General features: G+C 65.4%; 16 protein-coding genes. 10 read left to right on the top strand and 6 right to left on the bottom strand.

Going from position 1 to position 20461, the window contains the following annotated elements; translation table 11 throughout:
• From Q0D45_RS14595 to Q0D45_RS14550, 10 genes are all read left to right on the top strand, one after another.
• The coding region (locus Q0D45_RS14595) for a tetratricopeptide repeat protein (protein WP_293394122.1) at positions 1 to 493 on the top strand (493 nt) is incomplete at its 5' end.
• Entirely contained in the window at positions 490 to 2517 is a 2028-nt protein-coding gene (locus tag Q0D45_RS14590) for a tetratricopeptide repeat protein (RefSeq protein WP_293394119.1), read from the top strand. The genes Q0D45_RS14595 and Q0D45_RS14590, both read left to right, overlap by 4 nt.
• A 71-nt stretch (positions 2518 to 2588) precedes the next feature.
• Positions 2589 to 5042 (top strand): zinc-dependent metalloprotease, encoded by a 2454-nt coding sequence (locus Q0D45_RS14585; protein ID WP_293394116.1) that lies wholly within the window; start codon positions 2589 to 2591, stop codon positions 5040 to 5042.
• Between the two features lie 72 nt (positions 5043 to 5114).
• Entirely contained in the window at positions 5115 to 5903 is a 789-nt protein-coding gene (gene pssA, locus Q0D45_RS14580) for a CDP-diacylglycerol--serine O-phosphatidyltransferase (RefSeq protein ID WP_293394113.1), read from the top strand.
• A gap of 12 nt (positions 5904 to 5915) precedes the next feature.
• The gene (locus tag Q0D45_RS14575) at positions 5916 to 6572 is read left to right on the top strand and encodes a DsbA family oxidoreductase (RefSeq protein WP_293394110.1); all 657 of its coding nucleotides are present in this window, start codon (positions 5916 to 5918) and stop codon (positions 6570 to 6572) included.
• 317 nt (positions 6573 to 6889) lie between these two features.
• A complete protein-coding gene (locus tag Q0D45_RS14570) occupies positions 6890 to 8446 on the top strand; it encodes a 2-isopropylmalate synthase (protein WP_293394107.1) in 1557 nt (518 codons plus the stop codon).
• 112 nt (positions 8447 to 8558) lie between these two features.
• Positions 8559 to 9398 (top strand): uracil-DNA glycosylase family protein, encoded by an 840-nt coding sequence (locus Q0D45_RS14565; protein WP_293394104.1) that lies wholly within the window; start codon positions 8559 to 8561, stop codon positions 9396 to 9398.
• 34 nt (positions 9399 to 9432) lie between these two features.
• Complete coding sequence (gene rimI / locus Q0D45_RS14560; protein WP_293394101.1) at positions 9433 to 9909, top strand: ribosomal protein S18-alanine N-acetyltransferase; 477 nt, start codon at positions 9433 to 9435, stop codon at positions 9907 to 9909.
• 31 nt (positions 9910 to 9940) lie between these two features.
• Positions 9941 to 10459, top strand: coding sequence for a hypothetical protein (locus Q0D45_RS14555; RefSeq protein WP_293394098.1), 519 nt, complete (start codon positions 9941 to 9943; stop codon positions 10457 to 10459).
• Complete coding sequence (locus Q0D45_RS14550; RefSeq protein WP_293394095.1) at positions 10452 to 11687, top strand: MFS transporter; 1236 nt, start codon at positions 10452 to 10454, stop codon at positions 11685 to 11687. Before Q0D45_RS14555 ends, Q0D45_RS14550 begins: the two co-directional genes overlap by 8 nt.
• 52 nt (positions 11688 to 11739) lie before the next feature.
• Here Q0D45_RS14550 and Q0D45_RS14545 read toward each other — a convergent pair whose 3' ends face one another.
• The 6 genes from Q0D45_RS14545 to Q0D45_RS14520 all read right to left on the bottom strand — a co-directional run.
• The gene (locus tag Q0D45_RS14545) at positions 11740 to 13155 is read right to left on the bottom strand and encodes a CSLREA domain-containing protein (RefSeq protein ID WP_293394092.1); all 1416 of its coding nucleotides are present in this window, start codon (positions 13153 to 13155) and stop codon (positions 11740 to 11742) included.
• 55 nt (positions 13156 to 13210) lie between these two features.
• Positions 13211 to 14611, bottom strand: coding sequence for a CSLREA domain-containing protein (locus Q0D45_RS14540; RefSeq protein ID WP_293394089.1), 1401 nt, complete (start codon positions 14609 to 14611; stop codon positions 13211 to 13213).
• Between the two features lie 55 nt (positions 14612 to 14666).
• Positions 14667 to 15962, bottom strand: coding sequence for a CSLREA domain-containing protein (locus Q0D45_RS14535; RefSeq protein WP_293394086.1), 1296 nt, complete (start codon positions 15960 to 15962; stop codon positions 14667 to 14669).
• Between the two features lie 55 nt (positions 15963 to 16017).
• A complete protein-coding gene (locus Q0D45_RS14530) occupies positions 16018 to 17454 on the bottom strand; it encodes a CSLREA domain-containing protein (RefSeq protein ID WP_293394083.1) in 1437 nt (478 codons plus the stop codon).
• A gap of 229 nt (positions 17455 to 17683) precedes the next feature.
• A complete protein-coding gene (locus Q0D45_RS14525) occupies positions 17684 to 19087 on the bottom strand; it encodes a CSLREA domain-containing protein (protein WP_293394080.1) in 1404 nt (467 codons plus the stop codon).
• A gap of 71 nt (positions 19088 to 19158) precedes the next feature.
• Positions 19159 to 20461 (bottom strand): transglutaminaseTgpA domain-containing protein (locus Q0D45_RS14520; RefSeq protein ID WP_293394077.1); only part of this gene is annotated, 1303 nt, incomplete at its 5' end.

The raw sequence follows: 20461 nt of genomic DNA, 5'->3' as shown, positions 1-20461 counted from the left end.
CAGCTATATCCCGGCGCGCATCGAATGGCAGCTGCGGCTGGCGATGAGCGAACAGCTGGCCGGCGCGACTGAGCAGGCGCGGGCCGACTACGAACAGGTGAAGGCGCTCGCGACCGCCGCGCTGGCGGTGGAGCACAAATCGGCCAACCCGGAAGCCGCCTGGCGTTTCGCACTCGCGATTGCCCTGGCGGGCCAGGGAGAAACCGCGGCCGCGGTCGAACAGGCGCAACAGGCAATCGCCACGCTGGCCGACGCCAACGATGCGCTGGAAGGTCCCGGCTGGCAGTACTACCTCGCCGTGACCTACGCGATGACCGGCAATGCCGCGAAGGCCCTGCCGATTCTCGACCGTCTGCTGCACAGACCGAGTTCGCTGCTGACCGTCGAACTGCTGAAGCTCGATCCGATCTGGGATCCGCTGCGCCAGGACGCGCAGTTCCGTAGCTTGCTCGTTGAAGGCAAGGCGAAGACGGCGGCGGTCGCTCCGCCATGAGCAAGCGATCTTTTTGGGGCGAGCTGAAGCGCCGCCACGTCTACAAGGTGGGCGCGATGTACGCCGTCGGCGGCTGGTTGCTGGTGCAGATGGCGACCCAGGTGTTTCCGTTCTTCGATGTGCCGAATGCGGCGGTCCGGCTGGTGGTGATCGTCGTCGTGCTCGGCTTTCCGATCGCGCTGGTGCTGGCCTGGCTCTATGACCTGACGCCGCAGGGCATCGTCCGTACGCCGGATTCTGCTGACGACGAGGCCGCCGTGGTCCTGCCGGTGCGGCTGGGTAACGGTCGGAAACTGAGCTTCGCATTGGCCGGCCTGCTGCTGCTCGCACTGGCCTTCGTCGTTGCCGAGCGCACCGTGCTGCGCCCGGCTGATGCACCGCCCGATCGCTCGCTGGCCGTGCTGCCGTTCGAAAGCCTGTCCGACGACAAGGCCAATGCCTACTTCGCGCAGGGCATTCAGGACGAAATCCTGACCCGGTTGTCGCGGGTCGGCGCGCTGCGGGTGATCTCGCGCAACTCCACTGCCAGCCTCGACAGCAAGCCTGGCGATCTGCCGGGCATCGCCCGTCGTCTCGGTGTCGCCCATCTGCTGGAAGGCAGCGTGCAGAAGGACGGCGACACGGTGCGGATCAATGTCCAGCTGATCCGCGCCGATACCGACGAGCATCTGTGGGCGGAAACCTACGACCGCAAGCTGGACAGCATCTTCGGCGTCGAAGGCGAAGTGGCGCAGGCGATTGCCGATGCGCTGAACGCCCGCCTGACCGGCGCCGAGACCAAGGCGCTCGATCAGGCCGCCACTCGCAACGCGGCCGCCTATGACGCCTATCTGCGCGGCCTGTCCTACGAGCTGCGCTTCAGCGGTAATCAGGACTATCTCGACGCCCGCCGCCATTACCGCGAAGCCGTGAAGGCCGATCCGCAGTTCGCGCTGGCCTGGGCGCATCTGGCGACGACGGTCAGCTATCTGTATCTGAACGGCTTCGACCACGACGCCCGGGGCCTCGCCGAACTGCGCGAAGCTGCCGACACGACGATGCGCCTGCAGCCGGATCTGGGCGAGTCCTGGCTGGCGCGCGGCTACTACTTCTACCGTGGCCTCGGCGATTTCGATGCCGCACTGGCGGCGTTCGAGCAAGCCCGGCGCCGCTTGCCGAACAGTGCCGATGTCAACGCCGCCATCGCCTACGTGCTGCGTCGGCAGAACCGGATGGGCCAGGCGATTGCCAATTTGAAACGGGCTGCCGAACAGGATCCGCGCAACATCAGCCTGTGGATCGGCATTTCCGAAACCGAAGCGGCCCTGCGCCGTTACGACGCGGCGCAGGCGGCGATCGATCGGGCGATCGCGATCAGCCCGGAGAATCAGGGCCTAACTGTGCAGAAGGTCGGCCTGTACCAGAACGAAGGCAAGCTCGATCGGGCGCAGGAAATCATCGATGCACTGCCGGCGGCAGTGGCCGCGCAGGCGACGGTGGTCATCGGCACGCAGCTGCTCTACCGGCGCCAGTTTCTGGCGGTGGCCGAGCTGGTCGGCAAGCTGCTCGCCACACCCGGCATCGAGCTGGGTGACCAGATCATCGGCCTGCAGAGCTTGCTCGGCGGCGGCTACTACTTCGCTGGTCGGCGCGAGGAAGCTGTGGCGGCCTTCACGGCAGGCAAGAGCAAGGCTCTGGAACTGCGCGCCAAGGGCATGGAGAGCGCCGGCTTTGCCTGCAATCTCGCCATCATCGAAGCCGGCCTGGGTCAGCGCGCTGCAGCGCTGGAAGAAGGCCAGGCTTGCTTGCGCTCGAATCGTGACGATCGCTGGCAGGACGCCCTCGATGAATTCGCGATGGCGAAGATCGAAGCCCTGGCCGGTGAGCACGAAGCCACCCTGAAGCGGCTGGAAAGCTTGATCACCACCGCCAACGCCTTGAACCCCGGCGATCTGCGCTATAGCCCGATCTGGGACAGCGTGCGCGACGATCCTCGCTTTCAGAAAGTGCTGGTCGCGAGCAGTCTTCCGCTGACCGGCAACTGAAGCGTTACGCCTTGGCACGCTGCGCGCATGCCTCGGGCTCAATGAATCCCGTACTCGTCTTGGAAGAAGCCATGCCCAGCATCGTCCGCAATCTGATCATCGCCGTCGTCGCTTGGGCCGCTGTTTCTGCCGCGCCATCAGCCACTGCGGCTTCGGAGAAGAGCGCACAGGGCCTGCCGTCGATCGCCACGAAAACCACGGGGACGCAGCGCTTCGACGGCTTCCTGCCGTTGTACTGGAACAGCGACGAAGGCAAGCTCTATCTGGAAATCCCCAGGCCGGAAATGAGTCTGCTGTATCTGACGACCCTGACTCAGGGCCTCGGCTCCAACGATGTCGGCCTCGATCGCGGCCAGGTCAGTGACGCCAAACTGGTGCGCTTCGAGCGCATCGGCCCCAAGGTGCTGCTGGTGCAGCCGAATCTGGGCTTCCGCGCGGTCAGCGACAGCGCCGATGAGCGTCGCGCCGTCGAGCAGTCGTTCGCGGAATCGGTGCTGTTCGGCTTCACGGTGGTCGCCGTGGAAGGCGAGCGGGTGCTGGTCGATGCCAGCGATTTCGCGGTGCGTGACGGGCACGATGCGATCAGCTCGATCGCCCGTGCCGAGCAGGGCAGCTACAAGTTCGACAAGGATCGCAGTGCGGTCCATCTGCCGGGCACCAAGGCCTTTCCGCGCAATACCGAAATCGAAGCGACGGTGACCCTGGCAGGCGAGGGCAGCGGCCAATTCGTCAAGGACGTGACGCCGACGCCGCAGGCGATCAGCCTGCGCGAGCGCTATTCGTTCATCGCCTTGCCGGAGCCAGGTTACGTGCCGCGTCTGGCCCAGCCCGGCTCGGGCTACATCGAGCTGAACTACGCCGATTACGCCACGCCGATCGACGCGCCGTTGATCCAGCATCTGATCCTGCGTCATCGCCTGCAGAAGAAGGACCCGGCCGCAGCGATCAGTGACGCCGTGCAGCCGATCGTCTACTACCTGGATCGCGGTGCACCGCCACCGATCCGCGACGCGCTGCTGGAAGGCGCGCGCTGGTGGAATCAGGCTTTCGAAGCGGCCGGCTATCGCAATGCCTTCCAGGTGGAGCTGCTGCCGGAAGACGCCGATCCGCTCGACGTCCGCTACAACATCATCCAGTGGGTACATCGCGCGACGCGCGGCTGGAGCTACGGCAGCGCGGTCAACGATCCACGCACCGGCGAGATCATCAAGGGCAATGTCACGCTCGGTTCGCTGCGCGCCCGTTACGACTATCTGATTGCCGAAGGTCTACTGTCGCCCTATGGCGATCGGGGAGAAGCAGGCGCGGTCGATCCGGCGATGCAGAAGCTGGTGATGGCGCGCCTCAGCCAGCTGGCCGCGCACGAGATCGGCCACACCCTGGGCCTGCTGCACAACTACATCGCCAGCCGCGATGGCCGGACATCGGTGATGGACTATCCGCAGCCACTGGTGACGCTCAAGGCCGATGGCACGGTCGATCTGAGCGATGCCTACACCGCCGGAATCGGCGCCTGGGACAAGGTCGCGATCGACTATGGCTACCGCGAATTCCCGGCCGGCAGTGATGAGTCGGCAGCGCTGGCCGGCATCCTGCGCAAGGCCCAGGCGCAAGGCATCGGCTTTCTGACCGATGAAGACGCGCGACCGGCTGGCGCCGCCCATCCCGATGTCAGCCTCTGGGACAACGGCCGTGACAATGCCGCCGAGCTGCGCCGCATGATGGTGGTGCGCAAAGCGGCGCTGGCGCGCTTCGGCGAGAACGCGATCCGCCGCGGCCGGCCGCTGGCCAGCATCGAGGAAGCGCTGGTGCCGCTGTACCTGTATCACCGCTATCAGATCGACGCGACCGCGAAAGCGCTTGGCGGCCTGCGCTATGTCTACGCCTTGCGTGGCGATGGCCAGACGCCGGTGCAGGCCGTGCCCGCGGCCGAACAGCAGCAGGCGCTCGATGCCCTGATCGAGACTCTGCAACCAGCAGTTCTGAGGCTGTCGCCAGCCTTGCTGGCGCAGCTGCCGCCACGGCCGCCAGGCTGGCCGGGGACGCGCGAACTGTTCGCGCGGAGCACCGGCCTGACTTTCGATGCCACGGCGCCAGCGGTTGCTGCGTCGACCTTGACCATCAGCGCACTGCTGCAGCCGGAACGTGCCGCGCGCCTGGTACAGCAGCAGGCGCTGGACCGCAGCCAGCCGGGATTCGAGACGATCGTCGATCGGCTGATTGCCGCCAGCTTCGATGGCTCTGTGAAGACCGGCATCGACCAGGAAATCCGCAATGCGCAGCAAGTGATCATCGTGCAGAAGCTGATCACGCTGGCCGGCAAGGGCAGCAGCCCGGCCGTACGCGGCATTGCACTGCTGAAACTGGAGAAGTTGCGTACGCGCGGACCCAAGGCTGCGGGAACGTCCGATGGTCAGGCGCTGCTGATCGCCGACCTGATCCGCCGCTTCCAGTCGGCCACCGATCCGGCGGCGGGAGCTTCGCCGGAACCGAAGCTGCCAGCCGGACCGCCGCTCGGCGATTGAGGTCGTCCCGGATCAGAGGTTCCGCTGTCTGCGGGGCCAACGTAGACTGCGCGACTGCCACGGTCTAAGCCCATGAACGAACCCGCTCCATTCAACGAACTCGCCAAGCCGCGCCGCAAGGGTCCCACCAAGGGGATCTACCTGCTGCCGAACCTGTTCACGACCGGCACCTTGTTCGGCGCGTTCTACGCGATCGTGTCGTCGATGAACGGCAATTTCGATCAGGCGGCGATCGGCATCCTGTTCGCGATGATTGCCGACGCGCTCGACGGCCGGATCGCGCGGATGACCAATACCTCGACGGATTTCGGCAAGGAATACGACTCGCTGTGCGACATGGCGGCGTTCGGCATTGCCTCGTCGATCGTCGTCTACGCGTACAGCCTGCGCTTCCTGTCCGACTACCAATGGCTGGGCGGCAAGCTGGGCGGCGTGCTGGCGATGACTTACGCCACCTGCGCAGCACTGCGTCTGGCCCGCTTCAACGTGCTGGCAGCGATCAAGGGCAGCAGCAAGGATTTCTTCGGCCTGCCGAGCCCTGCCGCTGCGGCGGTGGTCGTGTTCTTCGTCTGGACCGCGTTCAGCTATGAGCTGAGCGGGCTCGACGTGCTGATTCCGGCCAGCATCCTGACCCTGGGCAGCGCGCTGCTGATGGTGTCCTCGATCCGCTACAACAGCTTCAAGAAAATCAACCTGACCGGCCGCATGCGCTTCCTGCCGTTCGCCGCGGTGATCGGCGTACTGGCGCTGGTGTCGATCAATCCGCCGCTGATCCTGTTCCTGATCTTCTTCGCGTATTCGATGTCTGGTCCGGTGACTACCGTGCTGCGCCGGATGCGCAACAAGCCGGCGCCGGTCTGAGGAGGCCATTCCATGCAGCGTCTGAAAATCGATTACGTCTCCGATGTCGCCTGTCCCTGGTGCGCGATCGGCCTGGGTGGCCTGATCGCTGCGGTCGACCGTCTGGCCGGCAAGCTCGAGGTCGAGCTGAGCTTCCAGCCATTCGAGCTGAACCGCAACATGCCGCCGGAAGGCGAGAATCTGGGCGAGCACCTGGTCGCCAAGTACGAGCTGACCGCGGCCCAGATCGCCGACAACAACGCACAGATCACCGCACTGGCGGCCGAGGCTGGCTACACCTTCAACCTGACTCGCGACAGCCGGATCTGGAACACCTTCGACGCCCACCGGCTGATGTACTGGGCCGAGTCGCACGGCGATCCGCTGATGCTGCAGAACCTGCTGTTCAAGGCCAATTTCACTGATCAGCGCAGCATCTCCGACCACGCCGTGCTGGCCGAGATCGCTGTCGAGGCCGGCCTCAACGGCGAACGGGCGAAGGAAATCCTAGCCTCGGAAGCCTATCTCGACGAAGTCGACGAGCGCATGAAGCTGTGGTTGTCGAAGGGCATCCGTGGCGTGCCGGCGATCATCATCAACGACCGCCACATCATCGAAGGCGGACAGTCGTCGGCGGTCTTCGAGCAGGCCTTGCTGCAGATCGCGGCGGCGGCGGCCGAGCCGGCCTGAGCGGAGCAGCCTGCCATCAACGGCAGCGCGAACACGACACACGGCAATAACGCGCTTGGCGAGCGGCCCGTGGCTGGTCTATCATCCGCAAACCATGCAAGCCCGCACCAGCTCCCAGATGTTCTTCGCACCGACGCTGTTCGGTCGCGAGCTGCTGCTTGCCCTTCGACTGCTGCCGTAAGGCAGCCCATCGAACCTGCCCGTCCGGGGGCCATAAACCGGACCAAACAAGCATCCCCTAATTCAAGCCTGACACTGACCGTGTCGGCTGGCATCATGCCGGCCCGTCGCCGGCGCACCGACTTCGCGAGAACACCATGAAAGACCAGCTCATCATTTTCGATACCACCTTGCGCGATGGCGAACAGTCGCCCGGCGCAGCCATGACGCTCGACGAAAAGGTCCGTATCGCGCTGGCGCTGCAGAAGCTCAAGGTCGATGTCATCGAAGCCGGATTCGCGATCGCCAGCCCGGGTGATTTCGCCTCGGTGCAGGCGGTGGCCCGCGCGGTCAAGGAATCGGTCGTCTGTTCTTTGGCCCGTGCCAATGCCGGCGATATCACCCGCGCCGGCGAAGCCTTGCAGCCCGCGGTGCGCAAGCGCATTCACACCTTCATCGCCACCAGCGCGATCCACATGGAGAAGAAGCTGCGTTTGACGCCGGATCAGGTCGTCGACAACGCAGTCGGCGCTGTCAAGCTGGCACGCAGCTTCACCGATGACGTCGAATTCTCCGCCGAGGACGCCGGCCGTTCCGACATCGATTTCCTGGTCCGCATCTTCGATGCGGTGATCAAGGCCGGTGCCACCACGCTCAATGTGCCGGACACCGTCGGCTACATGATCCCGAGCCTCTGGGGCGAGCGCTTCAAGACCTTGATCGAGCGGGTGCCGAACGCCGACAAGGTGATCTGGTCGACGCATTGCCACAACGATCTCGGCATGGCGGTCGCCAACTCGCTGGCCGCGGTGATGAACGGCGCACGTCAGGTCGAATGCACGATCAACGGTCTCGGCGAGCGTGCTGGCAATGCGGCGGTCGAAGAGATCGTCATGGCGATCCGCACGCGCCACGACATCTTTCCGGTCACCACCCGCGTCGATGCCACACAGATCGTGCCTTGCTCGCGCTTGGTTTCGAATATCACCGGCTATCCGGTGCAGCCGAACAAGGCCGTGGTTGGCGCCAATGCCTTCGCCCATGAGTCCGGCATCCATCAGGACGGCGTGCTCAAGCATCGCGAGACCTACGAGATCATGCGCGCCGAGGATGTCGGCTGGTCTTCGAACAAGCTGACCTTGGGCAAGTTGTCCGGGCGCAGTGCTTTCCGTGCCCGGCTCGATGAGCTCGGCTACCAGTTCAAGTCCGATGCCGAACTCGCCGAAGCGTTCGCGCGCTTCAAGGACCTTGCCGACAAGAAGCAGGAAATCTTCGACGAGGATTTGCAGGCGCTGGTCACCCAGACCGAGCAGGCCCGCTCCGAAGAGCGCGTGACCTTGCAGTGGCTCGAAGTGACCTCGAAGACCGGCACCAAGCCCTTGGCCAAGGTGGCCTTGGCGGTCGACGGCGAGATCCGCGAAGTGCAGGCGCTCGGCGATGGCCCGGTCGATGCCGTGTTCGCGGCGATCGAGCAGCGGGTCGGCACCGGTGCCAAGTTGCTGCTCTATTCGGTCAATGCGATCACCACCGGCACCGACGCCCAGGGCGAAGTCACCGTGCGCCTGAGCAAGGATGGCCGCGTGGTCAATGGCTTGGGTGCGGACACCGATATCGTCATCGCTTCGGCGAAGGCCTATCTGAACGCGGTCAACCGCCTCGAGATCCCGACCAGCCGCGCGCATCCGCAGCACGCGGAATTCGCGGCGATGCCCTGATCGACAGGGCAATCGGCAATTGATTGCGAGCAGTACGAACCCCGGCTACGGCCGGGGTTTTCTTGTCAGCGAATCTCCGCTGGCGCTGGGGTCGGCACGGTAAAGTAGCGCCATGCATAGCCAACGCCGCGCCCGCCTGCTGAAAGCGCTGGACCTCGAGGTCTGGACGCGCCGTGGCGCGCCGCTGGCTGTCGCCGCAAGCACGGCGCCGCTGCTCGATGCGCCATCGATGGCCGATTACGACCAGCCGGAAGCAGACGTTCCGCCAGCGCCAGCACCGCGAACGATTGCGCCACGCCCAGCGCTACGTGCACAGCCACCGCCGCTGCTGCTCGCCGAACCGGAACCTGTCGCACCGCCTTACGTGGCCCCGGCCGACTGGGACGGGCTCGCCGCAGCAGTCGCCAGCTGCACGCGCTGCAAGCTGTGCAAGACGCGGACGAAAACGGTGTTCGGCGTCGGCCCGCAGGATGCTTCGCTGCTGGTGATCGGCGAGGGTCCCGGTGCCGACGAAGACCAGCGCGGCGAGCCCTTCGTCGGCAAGGCCGGCAAGCTGCTCGACGAGATGTTGAACAGCATCGGCCGCGCGCGCGCCAGCAATGCCTACATCGCCAATGTCGTGAAGTGCCGCCCGCCGGGCAATCGCGATCCGGAATCCGATGAAGTGGCCGCCTGCCGGCCGTTCCTCGATCGCCAGATCGAACTGATCCAGCCCAAACTCATGCTGGCGCTGGGGCGCATCGCGGCGCAGCGCCTGCTCGGTTCCGATGCGCCGCTGTCGAAACTGCGTGGCCCGCTGCACGCCTACGGCCCGGCGCAGACGCCGGTGCTGATCAGCTATCACCCGGCCTATCTGCTGCGTTCGCCGGGCGAAAAGGCCAAGAGCTGGCTCGATCTGAAACGCGTGCATCAACTGCTGACCAAGTCCGAAACTGTTGTGGCCGTTCCCTGATCGGCTCCCGTCCATTCCATCCGAACGTCCTGAATTGAGCGCTTTGCCGAAAGATGCCAAAGAGGTCTGGGCCATCCTGCCGATGCAGATCGAGCAGCTGCCGCTGGTGCTCGAGATCGAGCGCCGGGCCTACGAGTTTCCGTGGACCGAAACGATCTTCAAGGATTGCCTGCAGTCCGGTTACAGCGCCTGGGTGCTGGCCGGCGATGACGGCCGTCTCGCCGGCTACGCGCTGATGAGCATGGCCGTCGACGAAGCCCACGTGCTGAATCTCTGCATCGATCCGTTCCAGCAGCGGCGCGGCTTTGGCCTGAAGCTGCTCAAGCATGTGATGAAGATCGCCCGCGCCGCGCAGGCTTCTATCGTGCTGCTGGAAGTGCGCAAGTCGAACAAGGCGGCGCTGAAGCTGTACGAGGGGATTGGCTTCGCGCGGATCGGTGTACGCAAGGCCTATTACCCGGCTGCGGGTGGCCGCGAGGACGCGCTGGTGCTCGGCTTCGACATCCTGTGATCGATGCCGTGATTCGGGCCGCGTGCGCCTGATGTCGCGACGCACGCTGGTCATCTTGCTGGCTGGCCTGTTGATCGGCGCCGCCGGCATGGCTTTGCTGAACCGCTGGCTGCAGCCGGCTTCCATCAAGCCAGTGGCCGGCAGCTCGGTCGCCGCGCATGAAGCCCATCCTGAAAGTGCGACGAACGCGGACACGGTCTGGGCGATCAGCCTGGTCCGCGCCCGGCCGGGTCAGCGCGAGCGCCTGCTGCGTTTCCTGCGTGCAAACTGGCTGGCGCTTGATGCGCAGCTGCTGGCCCAGGGCCGGATTAGTGGCTATCGCCTGCTCGAAGCCGACGTCGTTACGGGTGTGATCAACGACAGCAAGCGCTGGGATTACGCGGTGATTCTCGAATACCGCGATCGTCAGGCGATGCAGGATTTCGTGCCGGCCTATCTCGCGCTGCTGAAGGCGCGGCCGCAGGTGCGGATCGACGGACTGGTGTTCGCCGATCTCGGCGAAGTGGTGCAACAGCAGGTCGTAAGGCCGCTCGGGGACGAAGATGAGTAAACAGCGACGCAGCGCGCAATGGGCCTGGGCGTTCAACGATTGGGCGAACTCGGCCTTCGCGACGACGGTGCTGGTCGGCTTCTTTCCGATCTTCTTCAAGCAGTACTGGGCTGCCGATTTAGCGCCGACCGACGCCACCTTGTATCTGGGCTTCGGCAACTCGGCTGCCGCATTCGCGGTGATGCTGCTGTCGCCCTCCCTAGGTGTCCTGGCCGATCGCCTGGCAGCGAAGAAGCGCTTTCTCGGCCTGTTCACGGCGATCGGCGTACTCGGAACCTTGGCACTGGCCTTCATCGGTGCCGGCCAGTGGTGGCTCGCGATCCTGGTGTTCACCTTGGCGTCGATCGGCTTCTGGGGCGGACAGACGTTCAACGATGCGTTGCTGGTCAATGTCGCCACACCCGAGGAAAGCGACCGTGTGTCCTCGTTCGGCTACGGCCTGGGCTATCTCGGCGGCGGGTGTCTGTTCCTGATCAACGTGGCGATGGTGCTGAAGCCCGAAGTCTTCGGCCTGGCCGACAAGGTCGCCGCAACGCGCGCCGCGTTCATCAGCGTGGCGCTGTGGTGGCTGCTGTTCTCGATTCCGTTGTTCCTGCGGGTGCCGGAAACCCGCAACGCCAACCAGCAGCCGTTCGGCTGGCGAGAGATTTTTGCCACCGTCCGTCAGATCGCCCAGCACCGTCCGGTCTGGATGTTCCTGCTCGCGTACTTCCTGTATATCGACGCGGTCAACACGCTGGCGCAGATGGCGGTCGATTTCGGCCTCAATCTCGGTTTTGCCTCGGACAGCCTGATCAAGGCGCTGCTGATCGTGCAGTTCGTCAGCTTCCCGGCAGCGATCGGCTTCGGTTATCTGGCCGACCGCATCGGCACCAAGCGCGCGATCTACCTCGGCTTGTCGGTCTATATCGCGGTGACGATCTGGGGCTACTTCATGCAGACCGAAGCGCAGTTCTACCAGATGGCCGCAGCGATCGGCCTGGTGCAGGGCGGGGTACAGTCTCTGAGCCGTTCTTACTTCGCGCGGCTGATTCCGCCCGAGCAGGCCGGCCAGTTCTTCGGCTTCTACAACATGCTCGGCAAGTTCGCAGCGGTGCTCGGCCCCTTGGTGGTCGGCATCGTTGCCGCGACCACCGGAAACCCACGGCTGTCGATCCTGGCGCTGATCGCGTTCTTCATCATCGGCATCGTGCTGCTGGCGCGGGTGCCGGAGCCGGTTCAGCGATGAACCTGTCGCAGCCCCGGATCGCCGAGCGATCCGGGGCTGCGATCATCCTGGCTCAGGGTTTCGGCCGCTCGTAGGCGCCCAGATCGCAAGCGGCGATGCCATCGCCGTTGCCGTCGCGCGGACGGGTGACGCGCCGCTGATCGGTGCTCGGGCAGGCGCCGACAGCCGCGTCGACGGCGATGCTGCCCGGGCGCAGCGCGAAGGTCGGCAGCTGCGAACTGTTCGCCGCCAGCGGATACATCAGGGTCACGAAGCTGTCGGCGTTCAGCACCAGCAGCGTGCTGGGGCAGTTGCCGGAATCGGTGCCGCGCAGCAGGCCAGCCTGGAAGAATCGGGCATCCGGTCCGACGTTCATGCAGTTCGCGTCGACCCCTGGGACGCCGAATACGGGATCTTCCTTTTGACCGTTGCCGGCGATGATGCTGTTGGTGATCGAAACACGGGCACGATTGACCAGCCCGAAAATCGGATTGTCGGCGATCGTGGTGTTGACCAGCGAGGCGCGGGCGGTCACCGAAGGGCCGAAGCGATCGCCGTTCTCGATCGCGCCAGTCCAACTGGCAGGTTCGCCACCGTTGGTGCTGCCGCTAATCGTGCTGTTCTCCACCCGCAAAACGCCGAAGCCCGTGTTGAAGATCGCCGCGCCGCTGCCGAATATTCGAACTTCGTTGTTTTGAAAGCTGGCACGACGGATGTCGGCCGTGCCCTTGTTGTAGATGGCACCGCCATCTCCACGGTCGTCGTCGTTGGTAGCGTTGTTGCCGAAGAAACGGGCGTCGCGCACCACCAGGCTGCCGAGGTTGTAGATGCCGCCACCCGCGCTGGTGTTGCTGTCGCCGGCGCCGGTTGAGTTGAAGCTGATCTCCGAGGCATCGATGTTCAGCGTGCCCTCGTTCAAGATGCCGCCGCCAAAGGCGGTGTCGAAGCCGACGCTCACGGTGTTGTTAATGACTTTGGCGGACTGCAGGCTGAGCGTGGCGCCGGCATTGACCCAGAGGCCGCCGCCACCGCGCTTGTTGCGGCCCGCGGCGACCGTCAGCTTGCCGAGCGTGGCGACCGCGTCCGGCAGCGCTTCGGCGATGCGATCGATGCCGCCGGCATCGATGATGGTGGCATCGATGCCGCGGCCGACGATGGTCAATCGGCCCTTGATGTCGAGATCGCCGTCGAGGTTGTCGTCGTCGTCGAGCCACAGGGTTTCCCCGTCCGAGTCCGGATCCCGCTGGGGCGGGATGCTCAGTCGATAGGTTCCGGCGGCGAGAATGATCCGGCTGGCGCCCGGTGTCCGGTTGGCTTTCTGCACCGCTTCGCGCAGCGAACAATCGCTGTCGCAGCTGCCGTCGAGGCTGTCAGTGAACTTGGTGACGATCAGGTCGGCGGCCAGCGCTGCCTGTAGCGGCAGCACCGTAGTAGCCGCCAGCAAGCCAACGGCGCAATGGCGCGCCGCTGTCGCGAGATTCTGATTCATGTCATTTCTCCTCCACGTGTCTGCAGATGCACCAGTCTCAAGGCCGCGTGCTGGCTCAGGGCTTGGGCCGCTCGTAGGCGCCGAGATCGCAGGCGGCGATGCCGTCGCCATTGCCATCGCGCGGCCGGCTGACGCGGCGCTGGTCGGTGCTCGGGCAGGCGCCGACGGCTGCGTCGACGGCGATGCTGCCCGGGCGCAGCGCGAAAGTCGGTGTCTGCCAGTTGTTCAGCGCCAGCGGAAACATCAGGGTCACGAAGCTGTCGCTGTTGAGCACCAGCAGGGTGGTCGCGCAGTTGCCGGAATCGGTGCCGCGCAGCAGGCCGGTCTGCGAGAACTGGGTGCCGACACCTTCGTTCAGGCAGTTCTGATCACGCTGATCGACGCCGTTCTCGGGATCGGCGGCCAGGCCGTTGCCGGCGATGATGCTGTTGGCGATCGAGATGCGGCCGCGGTTGACCAGTCCGTAGAGCGGGTTGCCGGCGATGGTGACGTTGATCAGCCGCGCCGACGCCGTCGGCCCCTCGTAACGGCCGCCGTTCTCGACGGCGGCGGTCGTGCTGTATGGCTCGCCACTGCTGCCGCTGACCGTGCTGTTCTCCAGCCGCAGCGTGCCGTTGCCGAGATTGAAGATCGCGGCCCCGGAGCCATTCGAGGAAACGCCGTTGTTCTGGAAGCTGGCACGGCGGATATCGGCCGTGCCCTCGTTGTAGATCGCACCGCCGAGGCCGCTGTCGTCGTCGTCCGAGGCGCTGTTGCTGCTGAACAGCGCGTCGCGCACGGTCAGGCTGCCGAGGTTGTAGATACCGCCGCCGGCGCCGAAGCTGCCTTCACCCGCCGACGAACGATTGCCGTCGATCCGCGACGCATCGATGGTCAAGGTACCCTGGTTCCAGATGCCGCCACCGGAGCCTGGTTCGAAGGCAGCGCTCGAGAGGTTGCCGGTCACCGCGCAGGACTGCAGGCTCAAGCTGCCGCCGGTATTGACGTCGAGACCGCCGCCGCGGAACGGTTCGCGGCCATTGCGCACGGTCAGCTTGCTGAGCGTGGCGACGGCACCCGGCAATACTTCGGCGATGCGATCGATGCGGCCGGCATCGATGACGGTCACGTCGATGCCTTTGCCGACGATGGTCAGCCGGCCCTTGATGTCGAGATCGCCGTTGAGGTTGTCGTCGTCATCGACCAAGGGATCCTCGAAGTCCGGGTTCTGCAGCGGCGGAATGCTGAGCGAATAGGTGCCGGCAGCGAGGATGATCCGGCTGGCGCCCGGTGTCTGGTTGGCTTTCTGCACCGCTTCGCGCAGCGAGCAATCGCTGTCGCAACTGCCGTCGAGACTGTCGGCGAACTTGGTGACGATCAGGTCGGCGGCCAGCGCCGCCTGTAGCGGCAGCACCGTAGTAGCCACCAGCAAGCCGACGGCGCAATGGCGCGCCGCTGTCGCGAGATTCTGATTCATGTCATTTCTCCTCCACGTGTTTGCAGATGCACCAGCATCAAGGCCGCGTGCTGGCTCAGGGCTTGGGCCGCTCGTAGGCGCCCAGATCGCAAGCGGCGATGCCGTCGCCGTTACCGTCGCGCGGACGGGTGACGCGCCGCTGATCGGTGCTCGGGCAGGAGCCGACAGCGGCGTCGACGGCGATGCTGCCCGGGCGCAGCGCGAAGGTCGGCGACTGCCAGTTGTTCAGCGCCAGCGGATACATCAGGGTCACGAAGCTGTCGGCGTTCAGCACCAGCAGCGTGCTGGGGCAGTTGCCGGAATCGGTGCCGCGCAGCAGGCCGGTCTGCGAGAACTGGGTGCCGACACCTTCGTTCAGGCAGTTCTCGTCTTTCCCTACGACGGCTTGGTCGGGATCTTCGACGGGGCCGTTGCCGGCGATGATGCTGTTGGTGATCGAGATTCGGGCGCGGTTGATCAGGCCGTAGTCATTGTTGCCGGCGATGGTGACGTTGATCAGCCTTGCCGATGCCGTTGGCCCATCCAAGCGGTCACCGTTCTCGATCGCGCCGGCGGGACCGGGGTAAAAAAAAGTATCCGTGAAGCTGGTGTTGTCGCTGAGCGTGCTGTTTTCCAGCCGCAGCGTGCCGGTGCCGGCATTGAGGATGGCGGCCCCGGAACCGTAATGGCCAGTGCGGTTGTTCTCGAAGGTCGCGCGGCGGATGTCGGCCGCGCCTTTGTTGTAAAGCGCGCCGCCCAGGCCGGCATCGTCGTCGTTGGAAACATCGTTGCTGATGAAGCGGGCGTCGCGCACCGTCAGGCTGCCCTTGTTGTAGATGCCGCCGCCGCCGCTGGGGTAGCTATCGCCGGCGCTGGTGCCGTTGCCGTCGATCCGCGAGGCATCGATATTCAGCGTGCCCTCGTTGAAGATGCCGCCGCCAAAGGCGGGTTCGACGCTGGAGCCCACGCTGCTGCCCGATACCGCAGCGGACTGCAGGCTGAGCGTGGCACCAGCATTGACCCTGAGGCCGCCGCCGCCATGCGGTTCGCTGCCGTTGCGGACGGTCAGCTTGCTGAGCGTGGCGACCGCGCCCGGCAGCGCTTCGGCGATGCGATCGATGCCGCCGGGCGGCGGGAGGCTCAGCGAGTAGGTGCCGGCGGCGAGAACGATCCGGCTGGCGCCCGGCGTCTGGTTGGCGAGTTGCACCGCTTCGCGCAGCGAGCAGTCGCTATTGCAACTGCCGTCGAGGCTGTCGGTGAATTTGCTGACCACGATGTCCGCAGCCAGCGCGGCCTGCAGCGGCAGCAGTGCGGTGCTGAGCAGCATGGTGATGGCGCAGTGGCGCGCCGTTGTCGCGAGATTTTGATTCATGTCATTTCCTCCGAAGTGTTTGCAGATGCACTCAGTCTCAAGGCAGCGTGCTTGCTCAGGGCTTGGGTCGCTCGTAGGCGCCCAGATCGCAGGCGGCGATGCCGTCACCGTTGCCGTCGCGCGGCCGGCTGACCCGGCGCTGGTCGGTGCTCGGGCAGGAGCCGACGGCTGAGTCGACGGCGATGCTGCCCGGGCGCAGCGCGAAGGTTGGCGTTTGCCAGTTGTTCAGCGCCAGCGGATACATCAGGGTCACGAAGCTGTCGGCGTTCAGCACCAGCAGCGTGCTGGGGCAGTTGCCGGAGTCGGTACCGCGCAGCAGGCCGGTCTGCGAGAACCGGGCGCTTGTGCCTTCGTTGAGGCAGTTTGCGTCCTGGTTGTCAAAAGGCTCGCCGACGGTGCCGTTGCCATTGCCGGCGACGATGCTGTTGACGATCGTCAGCCTGGCGCGGTTGATCAGCCCGTAACCGCTGTAGCCGGCGATCGTGACATTGATCAGCTTCGCCGCCGCCGCCGGAGCGGCTTCCTGGCGCGCGCCGTTCTCGACAGCAGCGGCGTGCCAGTAGGGCTCCGCCCGGTAGTGGCCGGCGACCGTGCTGTTCTCCAGCCGCAGTTGGCCGGCGCCGAAGTTGAAAATCGCGGCACCAGCACCCTCGAAGCTGACGTAATTGTCTTCGAAGCTGGCGCGGCGGATGTCGGCCTTGCCGTCATTCCAGATCGCGCCGCCTGCGCCGTTATCGTTGGCGCCGTAGGCGTCATTGTCGATGAAGTAAGCGTCGCGGACGGTCAGGCTGCCGCGGTTGAAAATGCCGCCGCCAGAACCCGGTTGGATGCCGTCAATGGGGCCGTAGTCGCCATCCTCAACGCTGTTGCCGTCGATGCGCGAGGCGTCCACGGTGAGGGTGCCGTAGTTCGAGATGCCGCCGCCGTAGGAGCCCGGGTAGGTGCCCCTGTTCCACGCGCTGTTCTGGGTCACGGCGGCGGATTGCAGGGCCAGGGAAGCTCCGACATTGATGTCGATGCCGCCACTCCGGGAACCATGGTGGCCGTTGCGTACCGTGAGCTTGGCGAGCTTCACGACAGCACCGGGCAGTGCTTCGAAGATGCGGTCGATGCCGCCGGCGTCGATGGTAGTGACGTCGATTCCCTTGCCGACGACGCTGAGCGTGCCGCCGATGTCGAGGTCGCCGTTCAGGTTGGCATCGTCGTCGATCGGACGCAGGTCATCGCCGGGATTCGGTGCTCCCTGCTCCGGTGCAATGCTCAGCCGATAGGTGCCGGCAGCGAGAATGATTCGGCTGGCGCCCGGCGTCTGGTTGGCGAGTTGCACCGCTTCACGCAGCGAGCAGTCGCTATTGCAACTGCCGTCGAGGCTGTCGGTGAATTTGCTGACCACGATGTCCGCAGCCAGCGCGGCCTGCAGCGGCAGCGCCATAGTGGTCACCAGCAAGCCGACGGCGCAGTGGCGCGCCGCTGTCACGAGATTCTGATTCATGTCATCTCCTCCAAGTGTTTGCAGATGCACTCAGTCTCAAGGCCGCGTGCTGGTCTGCGAATGGAGGGCAATGGCCGAAACACTGTCTGCACTTCGGTCTGCCTCCGAGGTGGGTATACGCGCTCTGGATTTGCCGAACAGCCGTGACTTTTCTGCTTTGTGACTTGGCGCACGCTGCTGCTCCGGTTTGGCTGCACCGAGCCGGAGCAGTTCGAGCTGCCGCACTTGCTCAGGGATTGGGCCGCTCGTAGGCGCCGAGGTCGCAGACGGCGATGCCGTCGCCATTGCCATCGCGCGGACGGCTGACCCGGCGCTGATCGGTGCCCGGGCAGGAGCCGACGGCGGCATCAATCGCGATGCTGCCGGGCTTGAGCGCGAAAGTCGGCGATTGCCAGCCGTTCAGCGCCAGCGGCTGCAGTACGGTCACGAAGGTGTCGGCATTGAGTACCAGCAAGGTGGTCGCGCAATTGCCGGAGTCGGTGCCGCGCAGCAGGCCGCTCTGCAAGAACTGGGTGCCGGCCCCTTCGTTCAGGCAGTTCTGATCGCGCTGATCGACGCCGTTCTCGGGATCCGCGACCAGGCCATTGCCGGCGATGATGCTGTTGCTGATCGAGAGGCGGCCACGGTTGATCAGGCCGTAGACCTCGTTGCCGGCGATGGTGACGTTGACCAACCGCGCCGATGCCGTCGGCGCGTCGTAGAAGCCACCGTTCTCGATGGCGGCCGTAGTTCTGTACGGTTCACCATTGGTATTGCGGCTGACTGTGCTGTTCTCCAGCCGCAGCATGCCGTTGCGAGCATTGAGGATTGCCTGCCCGGCGCCGTTGTCGTCCGTGCGATTGTTCTCGAAAGTGGCGCGGCGGATATCGGCCGTGCCCTCGTTGTAGAGCGCGCCGCCCTGGCCGCTGTCGTCGTCGTCGGTGGCGCTGTTGCCGATGAAGCGGGCGTCGCGCACGGTCAGGCTGCCGAGGTTGTAGATGCCGCCGCCAGCGCCGAAGCTGCCTTCACCCGCCGACGAACGATTGCCGTCGATCCGCGACGCATCGATGGTCAAGGTGCCCTGGTTCCAGATGCCGCCACCGGAGCCTGGTTCGAAGGCAGCGCTCGAGAGGTTGCCGGTCACCGCGCAGGACTGCAGGCTGAGCGTGCCGCCGGTGTTGACGTCGAGACCGCCGCCGCGGAACGGTTCGCGGCCATTGCGCACGGTCAGCTTGCTGAGCGTGGCGACCGCCCCCGGCAGCACTTCGGCGATGCGATCGATGCCGCCGGCGTCGATGACGGTCACGTCGATGCCTTTGCCGACGATGGTCAGCCGGCCCTTGATGTCGAGATCGCCGTTGAGGTTGTCGTCGTCATCGACCAAAGGATCCTCGAAGTCCGGGTTCTGCAGCGGCGGAATGCTGAGCGAATAGGTGCCGGCGGCGAGGATGATCCGGCTGGCGCCCGGCGTCTGATTGGCTTTCTGCACCGCTTCGCGCAGCGAGCAATCGCTGTCGCAACTGCCGTCGAGACTGTCGGCGAACTTGGTGACGATCAGGTCGGCGGCCAGGGCCGCCTGCAGCGGCAGCAGGGTGGCGCCGAGCAGTAGCGGGGCAGCGCAGCGCCGCGCCGCGGTGGCAAGACTGGAATTCATGTTTTTCTCCTGAGTGGATGCTAGCCCCGGCGCGGTCTAATGCTGCTGCCGCGATTCTGAGGGCGGTTCGGTCAGCGATCTTCCTGACGGGAGATGTCGCTGCGGTCCTTGTTTCTAGCGCGCTTTCGCATTTGCCGAGAGGCGGTGAAAACACCTACAGCACGTTCCAGCGCGCGTTGCCGTCCGCTGTCGGCGCCATCGAGATAGCGCAACTGGAGATACAGCGCCAATGCCGGCGTCAGCGTCGGCGCCAGTTCCGGTCGTGCCGCGACCACCCGCGAGACGTAATCGCGCGGTCCTTCGTCATCGCCTTGTACCAGGCCGATGCGCGCCAGTTTCTGTTGCAAGCGACGCCAGGCGCGCAGCGCGGCATCGGCGGGCTGATCAACCCGTGCCTGTCGCAGCAGCAGCCAGCCGAGGCCCGTCAGCGCGGCAGTGATCGTGATGGTCAGCGCGAGGATCATGTCCTGCCAGTCGCCCAGCCCGAAGCGGTGCAGGAAATCGGCCTGCAGCTCGGGGCCATAGCCGAGCACCCAGTAGTTCCACTGCGCGTTGGCCCAGTCCCAGCGTGCCTCCAGATTGAAGCGGAAACCCTGGCGCTGGGTCGGGTCGAGGAAGGTGGGCAGCTCGGTGTCGCTCAAGGCGCTGCCGATGCCTCGCTCGACTCGTTCAGGTGCAACGGCGGCGGTGGGATCGACGCGCAGCCAGCCGCGTCCTGCCAGCCAGACTTCGGTCCAGGCGTGGGCGTCGCTCTGCCGGACGATCCAGTAGTCGCCGATCGCGTTCGGTTCGCCGCCCTGGTAGCCGGTGACGATGCGCGCGGGAATGCCAGCGGCGCGCATCAGTACCGCGAAGCTCGATGCGTAGTGCTCGCAGAAGCCGCGCCGGGTATCGAACAGGAATTCGTCGACGCTGTTCCGGCCCAGGCTCGGCGGCTGCAGCGTGTAGTAGTAGTCGCCGGTGCGATAGCGCTGCAGCGCGGTTTTGACGATCGCTGCATCGTTGAGTCCCTGATCGCGCCACTGCTGCGCCAGCGCCTGAGCGCGTGGGTTCGAGTTCTTCGGCAGCTGCAGCATCTGCGTGCGCAGCCGGTCCGGCAGCTGGGTCTGAAGGCGGTATTGTGGATGCGAGCTCAGCCGATAAAGCCGACGATCACGAAGCTCGCCCTGGCTCAGCACCAGCTGGTAATCGGCGTTCAGACGAGCGTCCGATGGCAGGCCGACTCTTGACGGCAGATCGAGCGCAAACAGCCAGGACGTGCGATTCGGCTCCAGCACCACTTCGTAGCCGTAGGCGGGGCCAGATAGTTCAGCAATCGGGTCTTCGGCTTCCGGCGGGCGCATGCCGCTGTCCCACTTGCGGCCGTCGAAACGG

Origin of the sequence: Nevskia sp., from assembly GCF_023266035.1 — a bacterium.
Taxonomy (GTDB): domain Bacteria; phylum Pseudomonadota; class Gammaproteobacteria; order Nevskiales; family Nevskiaceae; genus Nevskia.
Note: the sequence above shows the minus strand (reverse complement) of the source record. Positions and strands in the feature narration are given on the sequence as shown.